Source organism: Pseudomonas sp. RP-B7, assembly GCF_059803535.1.
Genome location: NZ_JAPFHC010000014.1, coordinates 120,757 through 141,934, shown reverse-complemented (window position 1 = coordinate 141,934; position 21,178 = coordinate 120,757). Strand labels below are relative to the sequence as shown.

Sequence of the window (21,178 nt, the reverse complement as noted above, 5' to 3'; positions counted from 1 at the left end):
GGCCAAACAAGCAGGTGACCAAGCTGGGGAACGCTGATGGCTTACTCATATACTGAGAAAAAACGTATCCGCAAGGACTTTAGCAAGTTGCCGGACGTCATGGATGTCCCGTACCTTCTGGCTATCCAGCTGGATTCGTATCGTGAATTCTTGCAGGCGGGAGCGACCAAAGATCAGTTCCGCGACGTGGGCCTGCATGCGGCCTTCAAATCCGTTTTCCCGATCATCAGCTACTCCGGCAATGCTGCGCTGGAGTACGTGGGTTATCGCCTGGGCGAACCGGCATTTGATGTCAAAGAATGCGTGTTGCGCGGTGTTACGTACGCCGTACCTTTGCGGGTAAAAGTCCGTCTGATCATTTTCGACAAAGAATCGTCGAACAAAGCGATCAAGGACATCAAAGAGCAAGAAGTCTACATGGGCGAAATCCCACTGATGACTGAAAACGGTACCTTCGTAATCAACGGTACCGAGCGTGTAATCGTTTCCCAGCTGCACCGTTCCCCGGGCGTGTTCTTCGACCACGACCGCGGCAAGACGCACAGCTCCGGTAAACTCCTGTACTCCGCGCGGATCATTCCGTACCGCGGTTCGTGGTTGGACTTCGAGTTCGACCCGAAAGACTGCGTGTTCGTGCGTATCGACCGTCGTCGTAAGCTGCCGGCCTCGGTACTGCTGCGCGCGCTCGGCTATACCACTGAGCAGGTGCTGGACGCTTTCTACACCACCAACGTATTCAGCCTGAGTGGCGAAACTCTCAAGCTTGAGCTGATCGCTTCGCGTCTGCGTGGTGAAATTGCCGTCCTGGATATCCAGGATGAAAAGGGCAAGGTCATTGTTGAGGCTGGCCGTCGTATTACTGCGCGCCACATCAACCAGATCGAAAAAGCCGGTATCAAGGAGCTGGAAGTACCTCTGGATTATGTCCTGGGTCGTACTACCGCCAAGGTCATCGTTCACCCGGCTACAGGCGAAATCCTGGCTGAGTGCAACACCGAGCTGAACACCGAGATCCTGGCAAAAATCGCCAAGGCCCAGGTTGTTCGCATCGAGACTCTGTACACCAACGATATCGACTGCGGTCCGTTCGTCTCTGACACTCTGAAGATCGACTCCACCAGCAACCAATTGGAAGCGCTGGTCGAGATCTATCGCATGATGCGTCCTGGCGAGCCGCCAACCAAAGACGCTGCCGAGACCCTGTTCAACAACTTGTTCTTCAGCCCTGAGCGCTACGACCTGTCTGCGGTCGGCCGGATGAAGTTCAACCGTCGTATCGGTCGTACCGAGATCGAAGGTTCGGGCGTGCTGTGCAAGGAAGACATCGTCGCGGTACTGAAGACCCTGGTCGACATCCGTAACGGTAAAGGCATCGTCGATGACATCGACCACCTGGGTAACCGTCGTGTTCGCTGCGTAGGCGAAATGGCCGAGAACCAGTTCCGCGTTGGCCTGGTACGTGTTGAGCGTGCGGTCAAAGAGCGTCTGTCGATGGCTGAAAGCGAAGGCCTGATGCCGCAAGACCTGATCAACGCCAAGCCAGTGGCTGCGGCGGTGAAAGAGTTCTTCGGTTCCAGCCAGCTCTCGCAGTTCATGGACCAGAACAACCCGCTCTCCGAGATCACCCACAAGCGCCGCGTTTCCGCACTGGGCCCGGGCGGTCTGACCCGTGAGCGTGCTGGCTTTGAAGTTCGAGACGTACACCCGACGCACTACGGTCGTGTTTGCCCGATCGAAACGCCGGAAGGTCCGAACATCGGTCTGATCAACTCCCTGGCTGCCTATGCGCGCACCAACCAGTACGGCTTCCTCGAGAGCCCGTACCGTGTGGTGAAAGACGCTCTGGTCACCGACGAGATCGTGTTCCTGTCCGCCATCGAAGAAGCTGATCACGTGATCGCTCAGGCTTCGGCCACGATGAACGACAAGAAAGTCCTGATCGACGAGCTGGTAGCTGTTCGTCACTTGAACGAGTTCACCGTCAAGGCGCCGGAAGACGTCACCTTGATGGACGTATCGCCGAAGCAGGTAGTTTCGGTTGCAGCGTCGCTGATCCCGTTCCTGGAGCACGATGACGCCAACCGTGCGTTGATGGGTTCCAACATGCAGCGTCAAGCTGTACCGACCCTGCGTGCCGACAAGCCGCTGGTAGGTACCGGCATGGAGCGTAACGTAGCCCGTGACTCCGGCGTTTGCGTCGTGGCTCGTCGTGGCGGCGTGATCGACTCCGTTGACGCCAGCCGTATCGTGGTTCGTGTTGCCGATGACGAAGTTGAAACTGGTGAAGCCGGTGTCGACATCTACAACCTGACCAAATACACCCGCTCGAACCAGAACACCTGCATCAACCAGCGTCCGCTGGTGAGCAAGGGTGATCGCGTTCAGCGTAGCGACATCATGGCCGACGGTCCGTCCACCGATATGGGTGAGCTGGCTCTGGGTCAGAACATGCGCATCGCGTTCATGGCATGGAACGGCTTCAACTTCGAAGACTCCATCTGCCTGTCCGAGCGTGTGGTTCAAGAAGACCGTTTCACCACGATCCACATCCAGGAACTGACCTGTGTGGCACGTGACACCAAGCTTGGGCCAGAGGAAATCACTGCAGACATCCCGAACGTGGGTGAGGCTGCACTGAACAAGCTGGACGAAGCCGGTATCGTTTACGTAGGTGCTGAAGTTGGCGCAGGCGACATTCTGGTAGGTAAGGTCACTCCGAAAGGCGAGACCCAGCTGACTCCGGAAGAGAAACTGCTGCGTGCAATCTTCGGTGAAAAAGCCAGCGACGTGAAAGACACTTCCCTGCGTGTACCTACCGGTACCAAGGGTACTGTCATCGACGTACAGGTCTTCACCCGTGACGGCGTTGAGCGTGATGCTCGTGCACTGTCCATCGAGAAGACCCAGCTCGACGAGATCCGCAAGGACCTGAACGAAGAGTTCCGTATCGTTGAAGGTGCGACCTTCGAACGTCTGCGCTCCGCTTTGGTAGGCCGTAAGGCTGAAGGCGGCGCAGGCCTGAAGAAAGGTCAGGACATCACCGACGAAATCCTCGACGGTCTTGAGCACGGCCAGTGGTTCAAACTGCGCATGGCTGAAGATGCTCTGAACGAGCAGCTCGAGAAGGCTCAGGCTTATATCGTTGATCGCCGCCGTCTGCTGGACGACAAGTTCGAAGACAAGAAGCGCAAACTGCAGCAGGGCGATGACCTGGCTCCAGGCGTGCTGAAAATCGTCAAGGTTTACCTGGCAATCCGTCGCCGCATCCAGCCGGGCGACAAGATGGCCGGTCGTCACGGTAACAAAGGTGTGGTCTCCGTGATCATGCCGGTTGAAGACATGCCGCACGATGCCAATGGCACCCCGGTCGACGTTGTCCTCAACCCGCTGGGCGTACCTTCGCGTATGAACGTTGGTCAGATCCTTGAAACCCACCTGGGCCTCGCGGCCAAAGGCCTGGGCGAGAAGATCAACCGTATGATCGAAGAGCAGCGCAAGGTTGCTGACCTGCGCAAGTTCCTGCACGAGATCTACAACGAGATCGGCGGTCGCAACGAAGAGCTGGACTCCTTCACCGACCAGGAAATCCTGGATCTGGCGAAGAACCTGCGCGGCGGTGTTCCAATGGCTACCCCGGTATTCGACGGTGCCAAGGAAAGCGAAATCAAGGCCATGCTGAAACTGGCAGACCTGCCAGAAAGCGGCCAGATGCAGCTGTTCGACGGCCGTACCGGCAACAAGTTCGAGCGCCCGGTTACTGTTGGCTACATGTACATGCTGAAGCTGAACCACTTGGTAGACGACAAGATGCACGCTCGTTCTACCGGTTCGTACAGCCTGGTTACCCAGCAGCCGCTGGGTGGTAAGGCTCAGTTCGGTGGTCAGCGTTTCGGGGAGATGGAGGTCTGGGCACTGGAAGCATACGGTGCTGCATACACTCTGCAAGAAATGCTCACAGTGAAGTCGGACGATGTGAACGGCCGGACCAAGATGTACAAAAACATCGTGGACGGCGATCACCGTATGGAGCCGGGCATGCCCGAGTCCTTCAACGTGTTGATCAAAGAAATTCGTTCCCTCGGCATCGATATCGATCTGGAAACCGAATAACACGTGACGCGAATCGAGAGCGGGGCTGTTTAGCCCGCTCTCTGCTCCGCCAGGAGGAAAGGCCTTGAAAGACCTACTGAATTTGCTGAAAAACCAGGGTCAAGTCGAAGAGTTCGACGCCATCCGTATTGGATTGGCATCGCCTGAGATGATCCGTTCGTGGTCGTTCGGTGAAGTTAAAAAGCCGGAAACCATCAACTACCGTACGTTCAAACCTGAGCGTGACGGCCTGTTCTGCGCCAAGATCTTTGGCCCGGTAAAGGATTACGAGTGCCTGTGCGGTAAGTACAAGCGCTTGAAGCATCGCGGTGTGATCTGCGAGAAGTGCGGCGTTGAAGTTGCACTGGCCAAGGTTCGTCGTGAGCGCATGGCGCACATCGAACTGGCTTCGCCGGTTGCCCACATCTGGTTCCTGAAATCGCTGCCGTCCCGTATCGGCTTGCTGATGGACATGACCCTGCGTGATATCGAACGCGTTCTCTACTTCGAGAGCTATGTCGTTATCGACCCAGGCATGACCACCCTTGAAAAAGGTCAGCTGCTGAACGACGAGCAGTACTTCGAAGCGCTGGAAGAGTTCGGCGACGATTTCGATGCCCGCATGGGTGCCGAAGCTGTCCGCGAGCTGCTGCACGCTATCGACCTGGAGCACGAGATTGGCCGTCTGCGCGAAGAAATTCCGCAAACCAACTCCGAAACCAAGATCAAGAAGCTGTCCAAGCGTCTGAAGTTGATGGAAGCCTTCCAGGGTTCCGGCAACTTGCCAGAGTGGATGGTGCTGACCGTTCTGCCGGTTCTGCCGCCAGACCTGCGTCCGCTGGTACCGTTGGACGGTGGTCGTTTCGCGACGTCCGACCTCAACGACCTGTACCGCCGCGTGATCAACCGTAACAACCGCTTGAAGCGCCTGCTCGATCTGTCCGCTCCGGACATCATCGTGCGCAACGAAAAGCGTATGTTGCAAGAAGCTGTCGATGCCTTGCTCGACAACGGTCGTCGTGGCCGCGCTATCACCGGTTCCAACAAGCGTCCTCTGAAATCCCTGGCTGACATGATCAAGGGTAAGCAAGGTCGTTTCCGTCAGAACTTGCTCGGTAAGCGTGTTGACTACTCCGGTCGATCGGTAATTACCGTAGGCCCGACCCTGCGTCTGCACCAGTGCGGTCTGCCTAAGAAGATGGCACTTGAGCTGTTCAAGCCATTCATCTTCGGCAAGCTGGAAATGCGCGGTCTCGCGACCACCATCAAAGCGGCCAAGAAAATGGTCGAGCGCGAACTGCCAGAGGTTTGGGACGTTCTCGCCGAAGTGATCCGCGAACACCCGGTTCTCCTCAACCGTGCACCGACCCTTCACCGTCTGGGTATCCAGGCGTTTGAACCGGTACTGATCGAAGGTAAGGCTATCCAGCTGCACCCTCTGGTCTGTGCTGCGTACAACGCCGACTTCGACGGCGACCAAATGGCCGTGCACGTACCGCTGACACTGGAAGCCCAGTTGGAAGCGCGTGCGTTGATGATGTCGACCAACAACATTCTGTCGCCAGCCAACGGTGAGCCAATCATCGTTCCGTCGCAGGACGTTGTATTGGGTCTGTACTACATGACCCGTGAAGCGATCAACGCCAAGGGCGAAGGTCGTGTGTTCGCTGACCTGCAAGAAGTTGACCGTGTGTTCCGTGCCGGCGAAGCCGCACTGCACGCCAAGGTCAAAGTGCGGATCAACGAAACCGTCAACGACCGTGATGGTGGCAGCGTGAGCGGCACCCGTATCGTCGACACCACTGTCGGCCGTGCGTTGCTGTATCAAGTTGTGCCAAAAGGTCTGTCCTACGACGTCGTCAACCTGCCGATGAAGAAAAAGGCGATCTCCAAGCTGATCAACCAGTGCTACCGCGTGGTTGGTTTGAAAGAGACCGTGATCTTCGCTGACCAGTTGATGTACACCGGCTTTGCTTATTCGACCATTTCCGGCGTCTCCATCGGTGTTAACGACTTCGTTATCCCGGATGAAAAAGCCCAGATCATCGGTGCTGCTACCGATGAAGTGAAAGAGATCGAGAGCCAGTACGCCTCCGGCCTGGTAACCCAGGGCGAGAAGTACAACAAAGTGATCGACCTTTGGTCGAAGGCGAACGACGAAGTTTCCAAGGCAATGATGGCCAACCTCTCGAAAGAGAAGGTTATCGACCGTCACGGCGTGGAAGTCGATCAAGAGTCCTTCAACTCGATGTACATGATGGCCGACTCGGGCGCACGGGGTTCTGCTGCGCAGATCCGTCAGCTCGCCGGCATGCGTGGCCTGATGGCCAAGCCGGACGGTTCCATCATCGAAACGCCGATCACTGCGAACTTCCGTGAAGGTTTGAGCGTACTTCAGTACTTCATCTCCACTCACGGTGCTCGTAAGGGTCTTGCGGATACCGCGTTGAAAACCGCCAACTCCGGTTACCTGACTCGTCGTCTGGTAGACGTTGCACAAGATCTGGTAGTAACCGAGATCGACTGCGGCACCGAGCACGGCCTGCTGATGACTCCGCACATTGAAGGCGGTGACGTTGTAGAGCCGTTGGGTGAACGCGTTCTGGGTCGAGTGATCGCCCGTGACGTATTCAAGCCTGGCACTGAAGAAATCATCGTTCCTGCCGGCACCTTGGTAGACGAGAAGTGGGTCGAGTTCATCGAACTCAACAGCATCGACGAAGTGATTGTTCGCTCGCCGATCAGCTGCGAAACTCGCTACGGCATTTGCGCCAAGTGCTACGGCCGTGACTTGGCTCGTGGTCACCAGGTGAACATTGGTGAAGCGGTCGGCGTTATTGCTGCCCAGTCCATCGGTGAGCCGGGTACCCAGCTGACCATGCGTACGTTCCACATCGGTGGTGCGGCGAGCCGGACCTCCGCAGCTGACAGCGTTCAGGTGAAAAATGGCGGTACCGTCCGTCTGCACAACTTGAAGCACGTTGAGCGAGTGGATGGCCACCTGGTTGCTGTGTCCCGTTCCGGTGAGCTGGCAATCGCTGATGACTACGGTCGTGAGCGTGAGCGCTACAAGCTGCCGTACGGTGCTGTGATTTCGGTTAAAGAAGGTGACAAGGTCGACGCTGGCGCAATCGTGGCCAAGTGGGATCCGCACACTCACCCAATCGTTACCGAAATGAAAGGTACCGTGACCTACGTGGGCATGGAAGAAGGCATCACGATCAAGCGTCAGACTGACGAATTGACCGGTATGACCAACATTGAAGTACTCGACGCGAAAGATCGTCCAGCTGCCGGTAAAGACATCCGTCCTGCCGTGAAGATGGTCGATGACAACGGCAAGGATCTGTTGTTGCCAGGCACTGACGTAATCGCTCAGTACTTCCTGCCAGCCAACGCCCTGGTCGGTGTAGCGGATGGTGCGAAGATCGCGATCGGTGATGTTATCGCGCGTATCCCGCAAGAAACTTCGAAGACCCGTGACATCACCGGTGGTCTGCCGCGTGTTGCCGACTTGTTCGAAGCTCGTCGTCCGAAAGAAGCGTCGATTCTGGCTGAAGTCAGCGGCACCATCGCGTTCGGTAAAGAAACCAAAGGCAAGCGCCGTCTGGTTATTACCCCGAACGACGGTAGCGATCCGTATGAAGAGCTGATTCCAAAGTGGCGTCACCTGAACGTGTTCGAAGGCGAACAGGTAAACCGCGGCGAAGTTATCTCCGACGGCCCGAGCGATCCACACGACATCCTGCGTCTGCTGGGTGTGAGTGCGCTGGCCAAGTACATCGTTAACGAGATCCAGGACGTTTACCGTCTGCAAGGCGTGAAGATCAACGATAAGCACATCGAGACCATCCTGCGTCAGATGCTGCGTAAAGTTGAAATCGCTGAATCCGGCGATTCCAGTTTCATCAAGGGCGACCAGATGGAACTGACTCACGTACTGGTAGAGAACGAACGTCTGGCGAACGAGGAGAAATTTGTTTCCAAGTTCACTCGTGTGTTGCTGGGTATCACCAAGGCGTCGTTGTCCACTGAGTCGTTCATCTCGGCGGCCTCCTTCCAGGAGACCACTCGCGTACTGACCGAAGCAGCGGTAACCGGCAAGCGCGATTACCTGCGCGGCCTGAAAGAAAACGTGGTCGTGGGTCGTTTGATCCCGGCTGGTACCGGTTTGGCTTACCACAGCGAGCGTAAGCGCCGCCGTGATGCTGACAAGCCGTTGCGCGTAAGCGCCAGTGAAGTGGAAGCTGCACTGACCGAAGCGCTGAACTCAAGCGGTAACTGAGTTCTGCGATAAATAAGTCTGGGCCCTGGCAGTCCCATTCGTCGGAACGAGGCAATTTTGCCCCGGTTCGATGAGTGGGAAGGTCGGGGCCTTGCCTTGACTGGGGGCAAGATCCTCTTTAGACTCTTGTACCCCTAAATTTGGCGGGAATTCGTTCCTGCCATTTTGCTTTTCTTGCAAGACAATAGCGTCGCAAGACAACAGTGGAGCTAGTAGATGGCAACTATCAACCAGCTGGTACGTCAGCCGCGTAAGCGTATCGTCGAGAAATCCGACGTGCCTGCGCTGCAGAACTGCCCGCAACGTCGTGGCGTATGCACCCGTGTGTATACCACCACGCCGAAAAAACCTAACTCGGCACTGCGTAAAGTATGCCGTGTGCGCCTGACCAACGGTTTCGAGGTTTCCTCGTACATCGGTGGTGAAGGTCACAACCTGCAAGAGCACAGCGTGGTACTGATCCGCGGCGGTCGTGTAAAAGACTTGCCAGGTGTTCGTTATCACACCGTACGCGGCTCCTTGGATACTTCCGGCGTTAAAGGTCGTAACCAGGGTCGTTCGAAGTACGGTACCAAGAAGCCTAAGTAGTAGCGGCTTTTTGTAAAACTGAATCATCTTATTTTCTGAGTCGATAAGAGTAAGGTCGGAGGCGTCCCGAAAGGGCACCGATTCCGAGCGAACCTGAAGACCGTTTGAGGGCTTATCCATGCCAAGAAGACGCGTAGCAGCCAAGCGCGAAGTGCTTGACGATCCAAAATACGGAAGCCAAATCCTGGCCAAGTTCATGAACCACGTGATGGAAAGCGGCAAGAAAGCCGTTGCCGAGCGTATCGTTTATGGCGCGCTGGAAAAGGTTAAAGAACGCAAGAACAGCGACCCCCTGGAAATCTTCGAGAAAGCTCTCGACGCCATCGCTCCGCTGGTCGAAGTGAAGTCGCGCCGTGTAGGCGGTGCTACTTACCAGGTTCCGGTTGAAGTTCGTCCGTCCCGTCGTAACGCTCTGGCAATGCGCTGGTTGGTAGACTTCGCCCGTAAGCGTGGCGAGAAGTCTATGGCTCTGCGTTTGGCCGGCGAACTGTTGGACGCTGCCGAAGGTAAAGGTGCTGCTGTTAAGAAGCGTGAAGACGTGCACCGTATGGCTGAAGCCAACAAAGCTTTCTCGCACTACCGCTTCTAATCTTAGCTTCACTAATTTTGCGAGGGCTTTATGGCTCGTACTACTCCGATTAGCCGCTACCGTAACATCGGTATCGTTGCTCACGTGGATGCTGGTAAAACCACCACCACCGAGCGCGTACTGTTTTACACCGGCAAAAGTCACAAAATGGGCGAGGTGCATGACGGCGCCGCGACCACAGACTGGATGGTTCAGGAGCAGGAGCGTGGTATTACCATTACTTCTGCTGCTATTACCGCCTTCTGGAAAGGTTCCGAGAAGCAGTACAAAGACGAGCATCGCTTCAACGTAATCGATACCCCGGGCCACGTAGACTTCACTATTGAAGTTGAGCGTTCCCTGCGCGTACTCGACGGCGCTGTCGTTGTGTTCTGCGGTACCTCGGGTGTTGAGCCTCAGTCGGAAACCGTATGGCGTCAAGCCAACAAGTACGGCGTTCCACGTCTTGTTTACGTAAACAAGATGGACCGTGCTGGTGCCAACTTCCTGCGCGTGATCGGTCAGATCAAGCAGCGTCTGGGTCACACTCCGGTGCCAATCCAATTGGCTATCGGTTCCGAAGACAACTTCCAGGGTCAGATCGATCTGATCAACATGGAAGCTGTTTACTGGAATGATTCCGACAAAGGTATGGTTCCTGTTCGTAAGCCTATCCCTGCAGAGCTGCAGGAACTGGCTGACGAATGGCGCAACAACATGGTCGAGGCTGCTGCCGAAGCCAGCGAAGAGCTGATGAACAAGTACCTCGAAGGTGAAGAACTCACCAACGTGGAAATCAAGGCCGCTCTGCGTCAGCGTACTATCGCTGGCGAAATCGTCCTGGCTGTTTGCGGTTCTTCCTTCAAGAACAAGGGTGTTCCCCTGGTTCTCGACGCTGTTATCGACTTCCTGCCTGCTCCAACCGACATTCCTGCTATCAAGGGTTCCAACCCTGATAACGAGGAAGAAGAGATGGAGCGTCATGCTGATGACAGCGAGCCGTTCTCGGCTCTGGCGTTCAAGATCGCTACCGACCCATTCGTGGGTACTTTGACCTTCGTCCGTGTTTACTCGGGCGTGTTGGCATCCGGCGACGGCGTGATCAACTCGGTTAAAGGCAAGAAAGAGCGCGTGGGTCGTATGGTGCAAATGCACGCAAACGCCCGTGAAGAGATCAAGGAAGTTCGCGCTGGTGACATCGCGGCCCTGATCGGCATGAAGGACGTCACCACTGGTGAGACCTTGTGCGACGCTGCCAAGCCAATCATCCTGGTTCGTATGGACTTCCCGGAGCCGGTTATTTCGGTTGCCGTAGAGCCTAAGACCAAGGATGACCAGGAAAAAATGGGTATCGCTCTGGGCAAGCTTGCTCAGGAAGATCCATCTTTCCGCGTTAAAACTGATGAAGAGACTGGTCAAACGATCATCTCCGGCATGGGCGAGCTGCACCTGGACATCCTGGTTGACCGGATGCGCCGTGAGTTCAACGTCGAAGCCAACATCGGTAAGCCTCAGGTTTCCTATCGTGAGCGCATCACGAAGAATTGCGAAATCGAAGGCAAGTTCGTTCGTCAGTCCGGCGGTCGTGGTCAGTTCGGTCACTGCTGGATCCGTTTTGCTCCTGCTGACGAAGGTCAGGAAGGTCTGCAATTCGTGAACGAAGTAGTTGGTGGTGTTGTTCCTAAGGAATACATCCCGGCTATCCAGAAAGGCATCGAAGAGCAGATGAAGAACGGCGTTGTTGCCGGCTATCCGCTGATCGGCCTGAAAGCAACCGTTTTTGACGGTTCTTACCACGACGTCGACTCCAACGAGATGGCGTTTAAGGTGGCTGCCTCCATGGCTACCAAGCAACTGGCCCAGAAGGGCGGTGGTGAGTTGCTTGAGCCGATCATGGCGGTAGAAGTTGTTACACCTGAAGACTATATGGGTGATGTCATGGGCGACCTTAACCGTCGTCGCGGCATGATCTTGGGTATGGAAGACACGGTTTCCGGCAAAGTGATTCGCGCCGAGGTTCCGTTGGGTGAGATGTTCGGTTATGCGACCGACGTTCGCTCCATGTCCCAGGGTCGCGCAAGCTACTCTATGGAATTCAAAAAATACAACACAGCTCCGGCGCACATCGCTGAAACTGTATCCAAAAAACAAGGCTGATTCAGTCCTTTAGGCAAGGAGTTAATTGTCGTGGCTAAAGAAAAATTTGATCGTTCCCTACCGCACGTAAACGTTGGCACCATCGGCCACGTTGACCACGGTAAAACCACTCTGACCGCAGCTCTGACTCGCGTTTGCTCCGAAGTATTCGGTTCTGCAATCGTTGATTTCGATAAAATCGACAGCGCTCCAGAAGAAAAAGCTCGTGGTATCACCATCAACACCGCGCACGTCGAGTACAACTCGAAAATTCGTCACTACGCTCACGTTGACTGCCCAGGTCACGCTGACTATGTGAAGAACATGATCACCGGTGCTGCCCAGATGGACGGCGCGATCCTGGTTTGCTCGGCCGCTGATGGTCCGATGCCACAAACCCGTGAGCACATCCTGCTGTCCCGTCAGGTAGGCGTTCCGTACATCGTGGTTTTCCTGAACAAGGCTGACCTGGTAGACGACGCTGAGCTGCTGGAACTGGTTGAGATGGAAGTGCGCGATCTGCTGAGCACTTACGACTTCCCAGGCGACGACACTCCGATCATCATCGGTTCTGCTCGTATGGCTCTGGAAGGTAAAGACGACAACGAAATGGGCACCACTGCCGTTCGTAAACTGGTTGAAACTCTGGATACCTACATCCCAGAACCAGTTCGTCTGACCGACAAGCCGTTCCTGATGCCAATCGAAGACGTGTTCTCGATCTCCGGTCGCGGTACTGTTGTGACTGGTCGTATCGAGCGCGGTATCGTTCGCGTTCAAGATCCGCTGGAAATCGTTGGTCTGCGTGACACTACCGTCACCACCTGCACCGGTGTTGAAATGTTCCGCAAGCTGCTCGACGAAGGTCGTGCTGGCGAGAACTGCGGCGTTCTGCTGCGTGGTACCAAGCGTGACGACGTTGAGCGTGGCCAGGTTCTGGTTAAGCCAGGCACCGTTAAGCCGCACACCAAGTTCACCGCAGAAGTCTACGTTCTGAGCAAGGAAGAAGGCGGTCGTCACACTCCGTTCTTCAAAGGCTACCGTCCTCAGTTCTACTTCCGTACTACTGACGTGACTGGTAACTGCCAGCTGCCAGAAGGCGTTGAAATGGTAATGCCAGGTGATAACATCCAAATGGAAGTTACCCTGATCAAAACCATCGCAATGGAAGATGGTCTGCGCTTCGCTATTCGTGAAGGTGGCCGTACCGTTGGTGCTGGTGTTGTAGCTAAAATCATCGAGTAAGCTCTTTTTTGAGTTAGCTTGATGCTTTGAAAAAGGCCCCCGCTCAGCGGGGGCTTTTTTTATTGGGTTGACACCTATCTGGGGCGTCTATAGAATTGCGCCTCCTTTTAACGGGCGTATTGCGCTCGCTGGGAATAGCAGCCGGAGTCTGAAATCCAATGCAAAATCAGCAAATCCGTATCAGGTTGAAGGCTTTTGACCATCGCCTGATCGACCAATCCACCCAGGAAATCGTGGAAACCGCGAAACGTACTGGTGCACAAGTGCGTGGTCCAATTCCACTGCCTACCCGTAAAGAGCGGTTCACCGTTCTGGTCTCCCCGCACGTCAACAAAGACGCGCGTGACCAGTACGAGATCCGTACTCATAAGCGCGTACTGGACATCGTCCAGCCAACGGATAAAACCGTTGATGCACTTATGAAGCTTGATCTGGCGGCCGGTGTGGAAGTACAGATCAGCCTCGGCTAAGACTTGGGTCTTAGTCGTGTAACGCTCTGAAATGGGCGGCCATAGCGGGTGAAAGCCCCGTACACTCATGAGGTTTACAACATGACTATTGGTGTAGTCGGTCGTAAATGCGGTATGACCCGTATTTTCACCGAAGAAGGTGTCTCCATTCCGGTCACGGTCATTGAGATCGAACCGAATCGCGTCACCCAGTTCAAAACTGAAGAAACCGATGGCTATCGTGCAGTGCAAGTCACTGTCGGCGAGCGTCGTGCTTCGCGCGTGACTGCTGCTCAAGCAGGTCACTTCGCAAAAGCAAACGTTGCAGCTGGTCGTACTGTTATGGAGTTCCGTCTTGAAGATGGCGACTACCAGGCTGGCGATCTGATCAACGCTGAAATCTTCGCCGCTGGTCAACTGGTTGATGTAACCGGTCAGTCCAAGGGTAAAGGCTTCCAGGGTACGATCAAGCGTTGGAATTTCCGTGGCCAAGACAACACTCACGGTAACTCCGTTTCCCACCGCGTCCCGGGCTCTATTGGCCAGTGCCAGACTCCTGGTCGTGTATTCAAGGGCAAAAAAATGTCCGGTCATATGGGCGCTGAGCGCGTGACCGTGCAGTCCCTCGAAGTAGTGCGCGTCGACGCTGAACGCAATCTGTTGTTGGTCAAGGGTGCTGTTCCTGGCGCTACTGGCGGCAACCTGGTTGTACGTCCAGCGGCCAAGGCTCGCGGTTAAGGGGAAGCTGACATGCAATTAAATGTAAATGACGCTCAAGCGATCGAAGTTTCCGAACTGACATTTGGCGGCGAATTCAACGAGACGCTGGTTCACCAAGCAGTCGTGGCCTACATGGCCGGCGGCCGTCAAGGTAGCAAGCAGCAAAAGACCCGTTCCGACGTACGTGGTGGCGGTAAGCGCCCTTGGCGTCAGAAAGGCACTGGCCGTGCTCGTGCCGGTACTATCCGTAGCCCAATCTGGCGTGGCGGCGGTACCACTTTCGCAGCTCGTCCACAGGATCACTCTCAGAAGCTCAACAAGAAGATGTATCGCGCAGCACTGCGCTCCATCCTTGCTGAACTCGTGCGTACTGATCGTCTGGTCGTGGTTCAGGACTTCGCTGTTGAAAGTCCAAAAACCAAAGATCTGCTGGGCAAACTGAACAACATGAGCCTGACCGACGTTTTGATCGTGTCTGAAGCTGTTGATCAGAACCTGTACCTGGCTGCTCGCAACCTGCCACACGTTGATGTACGTGACGTGCAAGGTTCCGATCCAGTTAGTCTGATCGCATACGACAAGGTGTTGATCACCGTGTCGGCCGTGAAGAAATTCGAGGAGCTGCTGGGATGAACCAGGAACGCGTATTTAAAGTTCTGCTTGGCCCGCACGTTTCCGAAAAGGCTACGGTTCTGGCTGACAAGAAAGGCCAGTTCGTTTTCAAGGTTGCAACTGACGCAACCAAGCTGGAAATCAAGAAGGCCGTCGAAAGCCTGTTCAGCGTGAAAGTAGAGCGTGTTACTACCCTGAATGTTCTGGGTAAGAGCAAGCGCACTGCTCGCGGTCTGGGCAAGCGTAATGACTGGAAGAAGGCAGTTATCTCCCTTCAGCCAGGCCAAGATCTCGATTTCAGCAGCAGTGCTGAGTAAGGAAGGGGTGCATCATGGCAATCGTTAAATGCAAACCGACTTCCCCTGGCCGCCGTTTTGTGGTCAAGGTGGTCAACCAGGAGCTGCATAAAGGCGCTCCTCACGCACCGCTGCTCGAGAAAAAATCGAAGTCTGGTGGTCGTAACAACAATGGTCGTATTACCACTCGTCACATCGGTGGTGGCCATAAGCAGCATTATCGTCTGGTCGACTTCCGTCGCAACGACAAAGATGGCATCTCTGCCACTGTCGAGCGTATCGAATACGATCCAAACCGTACTGCTCACATCGCTCTGCTGCTGTACGCAGATGGCGAGCGTCGCTACATCATCGCCCCTAAAGGCGTGAGCGCTGGCGACCAGCTGATCGCAGGTGCCCTGGCACCGATCAAGCCGGGCAACGCTCTGCAACTGCGTAACATTCCAGTTGGTAGCACCGTACACGGCATCGAATTGAAGCCAGGTAAAGGCGCACAGATCGCTCGTTCCGCTGGTGCTTCGGCTCAGCTGATCGCTCGTGAAGGTGTCTACGTGACCCTGCGTCTGCGTTCTGGTGAGATGCGTAAAGTGCTGGCTGAATGCCGTGCGACCCTGGGCGAAGTCTCGAACTCCGAGCACAGCCTGCGTTCGCTGGGTAAAGCTGGTGCCAAACGCTGGCGTGGCGTTCGCCCAACCGTTCGTGGTGTTGCCATGAACCCGGTTGACCACCCACACGGTGGTGGTGAAGGTCGTACCTCTGGTGGTCGTCATCCGGTATCGCCATGGGGCTTCCCGACTAAGGGCGCGAAGACTCGTGGTAATAAGCGTACCGACAAAATGATCGTCCGTCGTCGCAAGTAAATAGAGGGATACGACAGTGCCACGTTCTCTGAAAAAAGGTCCTTTTATTGATCTTCACCTACTGAAGAAGATCGAAGTGGCGGCGGAAAAGAACGATCGCAAACCAGTTAAGACCTGGTCGCGTCGTTCGATGATCCTGCCACAAATGGTCGGTCTGACCATCGCAGTACACAACGGTCGTCAACACGTCCCAGTTCTCGTTAACGAAGACATGGTCGGCCACAAACTGGGCGAGTTTGCCGGTACCCGCACTTATCGTGGGCACGTGGCAGACAAGAAAGCCAAGCGTTAAGGGGTTAGGAAATGGAAGTAGCCGCTAAGTTGTCGGGCGCTCGAATCTCCGCCCAGAAAGCCCGCTTGGTCGCCGACCAGATCCGCGGGAAGAAGGTGGGCGAAGCGCTCAACCTGTTGGCTTTCAGCAGTAAGAAAGCCGCCGAGATCATGAAGAAAGTGCTGGAGTCGGCCGTAGCCAACGCCGAGCATAACGAAGGCGCAGACGTTGATGACCTGAAGGTTAGCACCGTTTTCGTCAACGAAGGGCGTTCGCTGAAGCGCATCATGCCACGTGCCAAAGGCCGTGCTGATCGCATCGTCAAGCGGTCTTGCCATATCACTGTCAAGGTTGCTGACAAGTAACGGAGTCGAAGAGATGGGTCAGAAAGTACATCCCATTGGCATTCGCCTGGGAATCGTCAAGGAGCACACCTCCGTCTGGTACGCAGACGGTCGGACTTATGCGGACTACTTGTTCGCTGATCTGAAGGTGCGTGAGTATCTCCAAGACAAACTAAAAAGCGCGTCCGTAAGCCGTATCGATATCCATCGTCCGGCCCAAACTGCACGTATCACCATCCACACCGCTCGTCCAGGTATCGTTATCGGGAAGAAAGGTGAAGATGTTGAGAAACTGCGTCAGGACCTGACCAAGCAAATGGGTGTGCCTGTGCACATCAATATCGAAGAGATCCGCAAGCCGGAGCTCGACGGTATGCTGGTTGCGCAGAGCGTAGCTCAGCAGCTGGAGCGTCGCGTAATGTTCCGTCGCGCTATGAAGCGCGCAGTACAGAACGCCATGCGCATTGGTGCCAAAGGCATCAAAATCCAAGTGAGCGGTCGTCTCGGCGGTGCTGAAATCGCACGTACTGAATGGTATCGCGAAGGTCGTGTGCCACTGCACACCCTGCGTGCCGACATCGACTATGCCAACTACGAAGCTCACACCACTTACGGTGTGATCGGTGTAAAGGTTTGGATCTTCAAAGGCGAAGTAATTGGTGGTCGCCAAGAAGAACTGAAACCACAAGCACCAGCGCCTCGTAAAAAAGCTGCTAAGTAAGGGGTACGCCAAATGTTGCAACCTAAGCGTACGAAGTTCCGCAAGCAGATGACAGGCCACAACCGTGGTCTGGCTCAGCGCGGTAGCAAAGTCAGCTTCGGCGAGTTCGCGCTGAAGTCTGTAGCTCGTGGTCGTCTCACCGCTCGTCAGATCGAGTCAGCGCGTCGTGCTCTGACCCGTCACGTAAAACGTGGCGGCAAGATCTGGATCCGTGTATTCCCGGACAAGCCGATCTCCAAGAAGCCTCTCGAAGTGCGGATGGGTAAAGGTAAGGGTAACGTGGAATACTGGGTAGCCCAGATTCAGCCAGGCAAGGTCCTGTATGAGATCGAGGGTGTTTCTGAAGAGCTGGCGCGTGAGGCTTTCGCCCTGGCTGCTGCAAAGCTGCCGCTCGCCACCTCCTTTGTTAAACGGACGGTGATGTGATGAAAGCGAATGAACTTCGTGAAAAATCCGCACAGCAGCTGAACGAGCAACTGCTCGGCTTGCTGCGCGACCAGTTCAATCTGCGTATGCAGAAAGCAACTGGCCAGTTGGGGCAGTCTCATCTGCTCTCGCAAGTTAAGCGTGACATCGCTCGCGTGAAGACTGTGCTCAACCAGCAGGCAGGTAAGTGATCATGGCTGAAGCCGAAAAGACTGTCCGTACGCTGACTGGCCGTGTTGTCAGCGACAAGATGGACAAAACCATCACCGTTTTGATCGAGCGTCGCGTTAAGCACCCGATCTACGGTAAATATGTTAAGCGTTCGACTAAGCTGCACGCGCACGACGAAACCAATCAGTGCCACATCGGCGACAAAGTCACTATTCGTGAAACTCGTCCGCTGGCCAAGACCAAGTCTTGGGCACTGGTTGATGTTCTCGAACGCGCTGTGGAAGTCTAAGGACTAGGGGTCGGAGAAATTATATGATTCAGACTCAATCCATGCTCGATGTGGCCGATAACAGCGGCGCTCGCCGTGTTATGTGCATCAAGGTGCTGGGTGGCTCCCATCGTCGTTACGCTGGTATCGGTGACATCATCAAAGTTACCGTGAAGGAAGCAATTCCTCGCGGTAAAGTGAAAAAAGGCCAAGTGATGACTGCTGTTGTAGTCCGCACTCGTCACGGCGTACGTCGTGCTGATGGCTCCATTATCCGCTTTGATGGCAACGCTGCTGTTCTTCTGAACAACAAGCAAGAGCCGATCGGCACCCGTATCTTTGGGCCAGTGACCCGTGAACTTCGTACTGAGAAGTTCATGAAGATCGTCTCGCTCGCCCCAGAAGTGCTGTAAGGAGATCCGACATGCAAAAGATTCGTCGTGACGACGAGATCATCGTGATCGCCGGCAAAGACAAAGGTAAGCGCGGTAAGGTGCTTAAGGTTCTCGCTAATAACCGTCTGGTTATCGGTGGTCTGAACCTGGTTAAGCGTCATACCAAGCCTAACCCGATGTCGGGCGTGCAGGGCGGTATCGTCGAGAAAGAAGCTCCGCTGGATGCTTCTAACGTCGCCATCTTCAACGGCGAAACCAACAAGGCTGACCGCGTTGGTTTCAAAGTAGAAGACGGTAAGAAAATTCGTGTCTTCAAGTCGACCCAAAAAGCGGTTGATGCTTGAACACTGCTAGGTAGATTAGACCATGGCACGACTACAAGAGATTTACCGGAAGGAAATCGCCCCTAAGCTTAAGGAAGAACTTAAGCTTGGGAACGTGATGGAAGTTCCGCGCGTTACCAAAATCACCCTGAACATGGGTCTGGGCGAAGCGATCGGCGACAAAAAAGTCATCGAGCACGCTGTTGCTGACCTGGAAAAGATCACCGGCCAGAAAGTCGTTGTGACCTACGCTCGGAAATCCATCGCTGGCTTTAAAGTCCGTGAAGGTTGGCCGATCGGCGTCAAAGTGACCCTGCGCCGTGAGCGTATGTACGAATTCCTGGATCGTCTGCTGTCGATCTCCCTGCCTCGGGTTCGCGACTTCCGCGGCCTGAATGCCAAGTCCTTCGATGGTCGTGGTAACTACAGCATGGGCGTGAAAGAGCAGATCATCTTCCCGGAAATCGACTACGACAAGATCGATGCTCTCCGCGGTCTGGACATCACCCTGACCACCACTGCCAAGAACGATGATGAAGGTCGCGCCCTGTTGCGTGCTTTCAAATTCCCGTTCCGCAACTGATTGGAGTAGGACCATGGCCAAGATGAGCATGAAAAACCGCGAGCTGAAGCGTCAGCTCACGGTTGCCAAGTACGCCAAGAAGCGTGCAGCACTGAAAGCAATCATCGTTGATCTGAACGCAAGTCCAGAAGCACGTTGGGAAGCTACAGTAGCTCTGCAGAAGCAGCCACGTGACGCAAGCGCTTCGCGCATGCGTAACCGCTGCCGCCTGACCGGTCGTCCACACGGCGTTTACCGCAAGTTCGGCCTCGGCCGTAACAAACTGCGTGAAGCGGCAATGCGTGGTGACGTACCAGGTCTGGTTAAAGCCAGCTGGTAAGTACTTTCAACGTCCGGGTGGTCTGAATCGAAAGATACTGACCGCCGGTGACCTTGAATCTGGAACAAGCCCCTTTTGGGGCTTGTTTCATTTCCGGAGTGTGTCTAAAATACGCGGCTCGCCTGAGCCCGTGTTTTTTACCCGGAGATTCTCGGCGATATATGTAGCCGCAAGGCTAATTTTTTTGTATTAGGAGCGTCTAGCCCATGAGTATGCAGGACCCGTTAGCGGACATGCTAACTCGTATCCGTAATGCCCAGATGGCTGAAAAGTCCGTCGTAAGCATGCCATCTTCCAAGTTGAAGGTAGCTGTTGCCAAAGTCCTGAAAGACGAAGGCTACATTGCGGATTATCAGATCAGCAGCGATGTTAAAGCACTGCTGTCCATCGAGCTGAAGTACTTCGAAGGCCGTTCGGTCATCGAGGAAGTGAAGCGCGTTAGCCGTCCAGGCCTGCGTCAGTACAAGTCCGCTGAAGATCTGCCGAAAGTTCGTGGCGGTCTGGGCGTGTCTATCGTCTCCACCAACAAAGGTGTGATGACGGATCGTGCTGCGCGCGCTGCCGGTGTCGGCGGCGAAGTTCTTTGCACTGTGTTCTAAGGGGGGATAAGCATGTCTCGCGTCGCTAAGAACCCCGTTAAGCTGCCAGCCGGTGTCGAAGTAAAATTCGCAGGCCAACAGCTTTCGGTGAAGGGTGCCAAGGGTACTCTTGAACTGAACATCCATTCGTCCGTTGAGATCGTTGAAGAAGCTGGTGAGCTGCGTTTCGCTGCTCGCAATGGCGATCAACAAACTCGCGCAATGGCCGGTACCACGCGTGCGTTGGTAAACAACATGGTCCAAGGCGTAAGCCAAGGCTTCGAGCGCAAGCTCCAGCTGGTCGGTGTTGGTTACAAAGCGCAAGCAAAAGGCACGGTTTTGAACCTGGCCCTTGGCTTCTCGCACCCAGTGGATTACGAACTGCCGGAAGGCATCACCGCTGAGACTCCTAGCCAGACCGATATCCTGATCAAGGGCATCGACAAGCAACTGGTAGGTCAAGTGGCTGCTGAGATCCGCGACTTCCGTCCACCAGAGCCGTACAAAGGCAAAGGTGTGCGCTACGCGGACGAAGTCGTCCGTCGTAAAGAAGCCAAGAAGAAGTAGGGCATAGCAAATGACCGACAAAAAAGTTACTCGACTGCGTCGCGCTCGCAAAGCACGCCTGAAAATGCACGAACTCGAAGTCGTGCGTCTCTGCGTGTTCCGCTCGTCGCAGCACATCTACGCCCAGGTCATCTCGGCCGACGGCAACAAAGTCCTGGCAAGCGCCTCGACTTTGGATAAAGAACTGCGTGATGGTGCCACTGGCAACATCGACGCGGCCACTAAGGTTGGCCAGCTGGTCGCTACGCGTGCTAAGGCCGCTGGCGTCTCGCAAGTGGCTTTCGACCGCTCTGGCTTCAAGTACCATGGCCGCGTGAAAGCGCTTGCTGATGGCGCTCGTGAAGCTGGGCTGGAGTTCTAAGTT

The 21,178-nt window shown here is 55.1% G+C and carries 24 protein-coding genes; all 24 read left to right on the top strand.

Annotation, left to right across the window (positions count from 1 at the left end):
* Positions 1–36: 36 nt before the first annotated feature.
* The 24 genes from rpoB to rplR all read left to right on the top strand — a co-directional run bounded on the left by rpoB (position 37) and on the right by rplR (position 21,175).
* Complete coding sequence (rpoB, locus tag OPU96_RS15380) at positions 37–4,110, top strand: DNA-directed RNA polymerase subunit beta (protein ID WP_192299103.1); 4,074 nt, start codon at positions 37–39, stop codon at positions 4,108–4,110.
* Positions 4,111–4,174: 64 nt separating this feature from the next.
* On the top strand, positions 4,175–8,374 hold the full coding sequence (gene rpoC, locus OPU96_RS15375) for a DNA-directed RNA polymerase subunit beta' (protein ID WP_192299102.1): 4,200 nt from the start codon (positions 4,175–4,177) through the stop codon (positions 8,372–8,374).
* A gap of 216 nt (positions 8,375–8,590) precedes the next feature.
* Positions 8,591–8,962, top strand: coding sequence for a 30S ribosomal protein S12 (gene rpsL, locus OPU96_RS15370; RefSeq protein ID WP_002555494.1), 372 nt, complete (start codon positions 8,591–8,593; stop codon positions 8,960–8,962).
* 118 nt (positions 8,963–9,080) lie between these two features.
* Positions 9,081–9,551 carry a 30S ribosomal protein S7 gene (rpsG, locus tag OPU96_RS15365; RefSeq protein ID WP_002555493.1) on the top strand — a complete coding sequence of 157 codons (471 nt, stop codon included), beginning with the start codon at positions 9,081–9,083 and terminating at the stop codon, positions 9,549–9,551.
* A 30-nt stretch (positions 9,552–9,581) separates the two neighbouring features.
* Complete coding sequence (gene fusA / locus OPU96_RS15360; protein ID WP_192299101.1) at positions 9,582–11,687, top strand: elongation factor G; 2,106 nt, start codon at positions 9,582–9,584, stop codon at positions 11,685–11,687.
* A gap of 30 nt (positions 11,688–11,717) precedes the next feature.
* Complete coding sequence (tuf, locus tag OPU96_RS15355) at positions 11,718–12,911, top strand: elongation factor Tu (RefSeq protein ID WP_017736669.1); 1,194 nt, start codon at positions 11,718–11,720, stop codon at positions 12,909–12,911.
* Positions 12,912–13,069: 158 nt separating this feature from the next.
* Positions 13,070–13,381, top strand: coding sequence for a 30S ribosomal protein S10 (rpsJ, locus tag OPU96_RS15350; protein WP_003186070.1), 312 nt, complete (start codon positions 13,070–13,072; stop codon positions 13,379–13,381).
* 81 nt (positions 13,382–13,462) lie between these two features.
* Positions 13,463–14,098, top strand: a complete 636-nt coding sequence (gene rplC, locus OPU96_RS15345) for a 50S ribosomal protein L3 (RefSeq protein ID WP_003194649.1) — start codon at positions 13,463–13,465, stop codon at positions 14,096–14,098.
* Positions 14,099–14,110: 12 nt separating this feature from the next.
* Positions 14,111–14,713 (top strand): 50S ribosomal protein L4, encoded by a 603-nt coding sequence (gene rplD / locus OPU96_RS15340; RefSeq protein ID WP_003176424.1) that lies wholly within the window; start codon positions 14,111–14,113, stop codon positions 14,711–14,713.
* Positions 14,710–15,009 (top strand): 50S ribosomal protein L23, encoded by a 300-nt coding sequence (rplW, locus tag OPU96_RS15335; protein ID WP_002555488.1) that lies wholly within the window; start codon positions 14,710–14,712, stop codon positions 15,007–15,009. Before rplD ends, rplW begins: the two co-directional genes overlap by 4 nt.
* Before the next feature lie 14 nt (positions 15,010–15,023).
* Positions 15,024–15,848: a 50S ribosomal protein L2 gene (rplB, locus tag OPU96_RS15330; RefSeq protein ID WP_008053874.1), complete on the top strand. Its 825-nt coding sequence runs from the start codon at positions 15,024–15,026 to the stop codon at positions 15,846–15,848.
* Between the two features lie 16 nt (positions 15,849–15,864).
* Positions 15,865–16,140 (top strand): 30S ribosomal protein S19, encoded by a 276-nt coding sequence (rpsS, locus tag OPU96_RS15325; protein WP_002555486.1) that lies wholly within the window; start codon positions 15,865–15,867, stop codon positions 16,138–16,140.
* An 11-nt stretch (positions 16,141–16,151) separates the two neighbouring features.
* Positions 16,152–16,484, top strand: a complete 333-nt coding sequence (gene rplV, locus OPU96_RS15320; protein WP_003103908.1) for a 50S ribosomal protein L22 — start codon at positions 16,152–16,154, stop codon at positions 16,482–16,484.
* A 13-nt stretch (positions 16,485–16,497) separates the two neighbouring features.
* Positions 16,498–17,184 (top strand): 30S ribosomal protein S3, encoded by a 687-nt coding sequence (gene rpsC, locus OPU96_RS15315; protein ID WP_003176422.1) that lies wholly within the window; start codon positions 16,498–16,500, stop codon positions 17,182–17,184.
* 12 nt (positions 17,185–17,196) lie between these two features.
* Positions 17,197–17,610 (top strand): 50S ribosomal protein L16, encoded by a 414-nt coding sequence (gene rplP / locus OPU96_RS15310; protein WP_003176421.1) that lies wholly within the window; start codon positions 17,197–17,199, stop codon positions 17,608–17,610.
* A complete protein-coding gene (rpmC, locus tag OPU96_RS15305; RefSeq protein WP_002555481.1) occupies positions 17,610–17,801 on the top strand; it encodes a 50S ribosomal protein L29 in 192 nt (63 codons plus the stop codon). Before rplP ends, rpmC begins: the two co-directional genes overlap by 1 nt.
* Positions 17,802–17,803: 2 nt before the next feature.
* The gene (rpsQ, locus tag OPU96_RS15300; RefSeq protein WP_003176419.1) at positions 17,804–18,070 is read left to right on the top strand and encodes a 30S ribosomal protein S17; all 267 of its coding nucleotides are present in this window, start codon (positions 17,804–17,806) and stop codon (positions 18,068–18,070) included.
* A 23-nt stretch (positions 18,071–18,093) separates the two neighbouring features.
* The gene (gene rplN / locus OPU96_RS15295; protein ID WP_002555479.1) at positions 18,094–18,462 is read left to right on the top strand and encodes a 50S ribosomal protein L14; all 369 of its coding nucleotides are present in this window, start codon (positions 18,094–18,096) and stop codon (positions 18,460–18,462) included.
* Between the two features lie 11 nt (positions 18,463–18,473).
* On the top strand, positions 18,474–18,788 hold the full coding sequence (rplX, locus tag OPU96_RS15290) for a 50S ribosomal protein L24 (RefSeq protein ID WP_003176416.1): 315 nt from the start codon (positions 18,474–18,476) through the stop codon (positions 18,786–18,788).
* A gap of 22 nt (positions 18,789–18,810) precedes the next feature.
* Positions 18,811–19,350 carry a 50S ribosomal protein L5 gene (gene rplE / locus OPU96_RS15285; RefSeq protein ID WP_003194642.1) on the top strand — a complete coding sequence of 180 codons (540 nt, stop codon included), beginning with the start codon at positions 18,811–18,813 and terminating at the stop codon, positions 19,348–19,350.
* A gap of 13 nt (positions 19,351–19,363) precedes the next feature.
* Positions 19,364–19,669, top strand: a complete 306-nt coding sequence (rpsN, locus tag OPU96_RS15280; RefSeq protein ID WP_003176414.1) for a 30S ribosomal protein S14 — start codon at positions 19,364–19,366, stop codon at positions 19,667–19,669.
* 206 nt (positions 19,670–19,875) lie between these two features.
* On the top strand, positions 19,876–20,268 hold the full coding sequence (gene rpsH, locus OPU96_RS15275; protein ID WP_192299100.1) for a 30S ribosomal protein S8: 393 nt from the start codon (positions 19,876–19,878) through the stop codon (positions 20,266–20,268).
* A gap of 12 nt (positions 20,269–20,280) precedes the next feature.
* Positions 20,281–20,814, top strand: coding sequence for a 50S ribosomal protein L6 (gene rplF / locus OPU96_RS15270; protein ID WP_003176412.1), 534 nt, complete (start codon positions 20,281–20,283; stop codon positions 20,812–20,814).
* A 10-nt stretch (positions 20,815–20,824) separates the two neighbouring features.
* Positions 20,825–21,175 (top strand): 50S ribosomal protein L18, encoded by a 351-nt coding sequence (gene rplR / locus OPU96_RS15265; RefSeq protein ID WP_017736664.1) that lies wholly within the window; start codon positions 20,825–20,827, stop codon positions 21,173–21,175.
* The last annotated feature ends 3 nt before the right edge of the window (positions 21,176–21,178 follow it).

What these genes read in the sequence shown, in the direction of transcription:
- rpsJ (WP_003186070.1), top strand. Translation starts at nt 13,070, where the DNA reads ATGCAAAATCAGCAAATCCGTATCAGGTTGAAGGCTTTTGACCATCGC.
- rplC (WP_003194649.1), top strand. Translation starts at nt 13,463, where the DNA reads ATGACTATTGGTGTAGTCGGTCGTAAATGCGGTATGACCCGTATTTTC.
- rpsL (WP_002555494.1), top strand. Translation starts at nt 8,591, where the DNA reads ATGGCAACTATCAACCAGCTGGTACGTCAGCCGCGTAAGCGTATCGTC.
- rpsC (WP_003176422.1), top strand. Translation starts at nt 16,498, where the DNA reads ATGGGTCAGAAAGTACATCCCATTGGCATTCGCCTGGGAATCGTCAAG.
- rplX (WP_003176416.1), top strand. Translation starts at nt 18,474, where the DNA reads ATGCAAAAGATTCGTCGTGACGACGAGATCATCGTGATCGCCGGCAAA.
- rpmC (WP_002555481.1), top strand. Translation starts at nt 17,610, where the DNA reads ATGAAAGCGAATGAACTTCGTGAAAAATCCGCACAGCAGCTGAACGAG.
- rplF (WP_003176412.1), top strand. Translation starts at nt 20,281, where the DNA reads ATGTCTCGCGTCGCTAAGAACCCCGTTAAGCTGCCAGCCGGTGTCGAA.
- rpsN (WP_003176414.1), top strand. Translation starts at nt 19,364, where the DNA reads ATGGCCAAGATGAGCATGAAAAACCGCGAGCTGAAGCGTCAGCTCACG.
- rplW (WP_002555488.1), top strand. Translation starts at nt 14,710, where the DNA reads ATGAACCAGGAACGCGTATTTAAAGTTCTGCTTGGCCCGCACGTTTCC.
- rplP (WP_003176421.1), top strand. Translation starts at nt 17,197, where the DNA reads ATGTTGCAACCTAAGCGTACGAAGTTCCGCAAGCAGATGACAGGCCAC.
- fusA (WP_192299101.1), top strand. Translation starts at nt 9,582, where the DNA reads ATGGCTCGTACTACTCCGATTAGCCGCTACCGTAACATCGGTATCGTT.
- rpsQ (WP_003176419.1), top strand. Translation starts at nt 17,804, where the DNA reads ATGGCTGAAGCCGAAAAGACTGTCCGTACGCTGACTGGCCGTGTTGTC.
- rpsH (WP_192299100.1), top strand. Translation starts at nt 19,876, where the DNA reads ATGAGTATGCAGGACCCGTTAGCGGACATGCTAACTCGTATCCGTAAT.
- rpoB (WP_192299103.1), top strand. Translation starts at nt 37, where the DNA reads ATGGCTTACTCATATACTGAGAAAAAACGTATCCGCAAGGACTTTAGC.
- rplB (WP_008053874.1), top strand. Translation starts at nt 15,024, where the DNA reads ATGGCAATCGTTAAATGCAAACCGACTTCCCCTGGCCGCCGTTTTGTG.
- rplD (WP_003176424.1), top strand. Translation starts at nt 14,111, where the DNA reads ATGCAATTAAATGTAAATGACGCTCAAGCGATCGAAGTTTCCGAACTG.
- rplE (WP_003194642.1), top strand. Translation starts at nt 18,811, where the DNA reads ATGGCACGACTACAAGAGATTTACCGGAAGGAAATCGCCCCTAAGCTT.
- rplV (WP_003103908.1), top strand. Translation starts at nt 16,152, where the DNA reads ATGGAAGTAGCCGCTAAGTTGTCGGGCGCTCGAATCTCCGCCCAGAAA.
- rplR (WP_017736664.1), top strand. Translation starts at nt 20,825, where the DNA reads ATGACCGACAAAAAAGTTACTCGACTGCGTCGCGCTCGCAAAGCACGC.
- rplN (WP_002555479.1), top strand. Translation starts at nt 18,094, where the DNA reads ATGATTCAGACTCAATCCATGCTCGATGTGGCCGATAACAGCGGCGCT.
- rpsG (WP_002555493.1), top strand. Translation starts at nt 9,081, where the DNA reads ATGCCAAGAAGACGCGTAGCAGCCAAGCGCGAAGTGCTTGACGATCCA.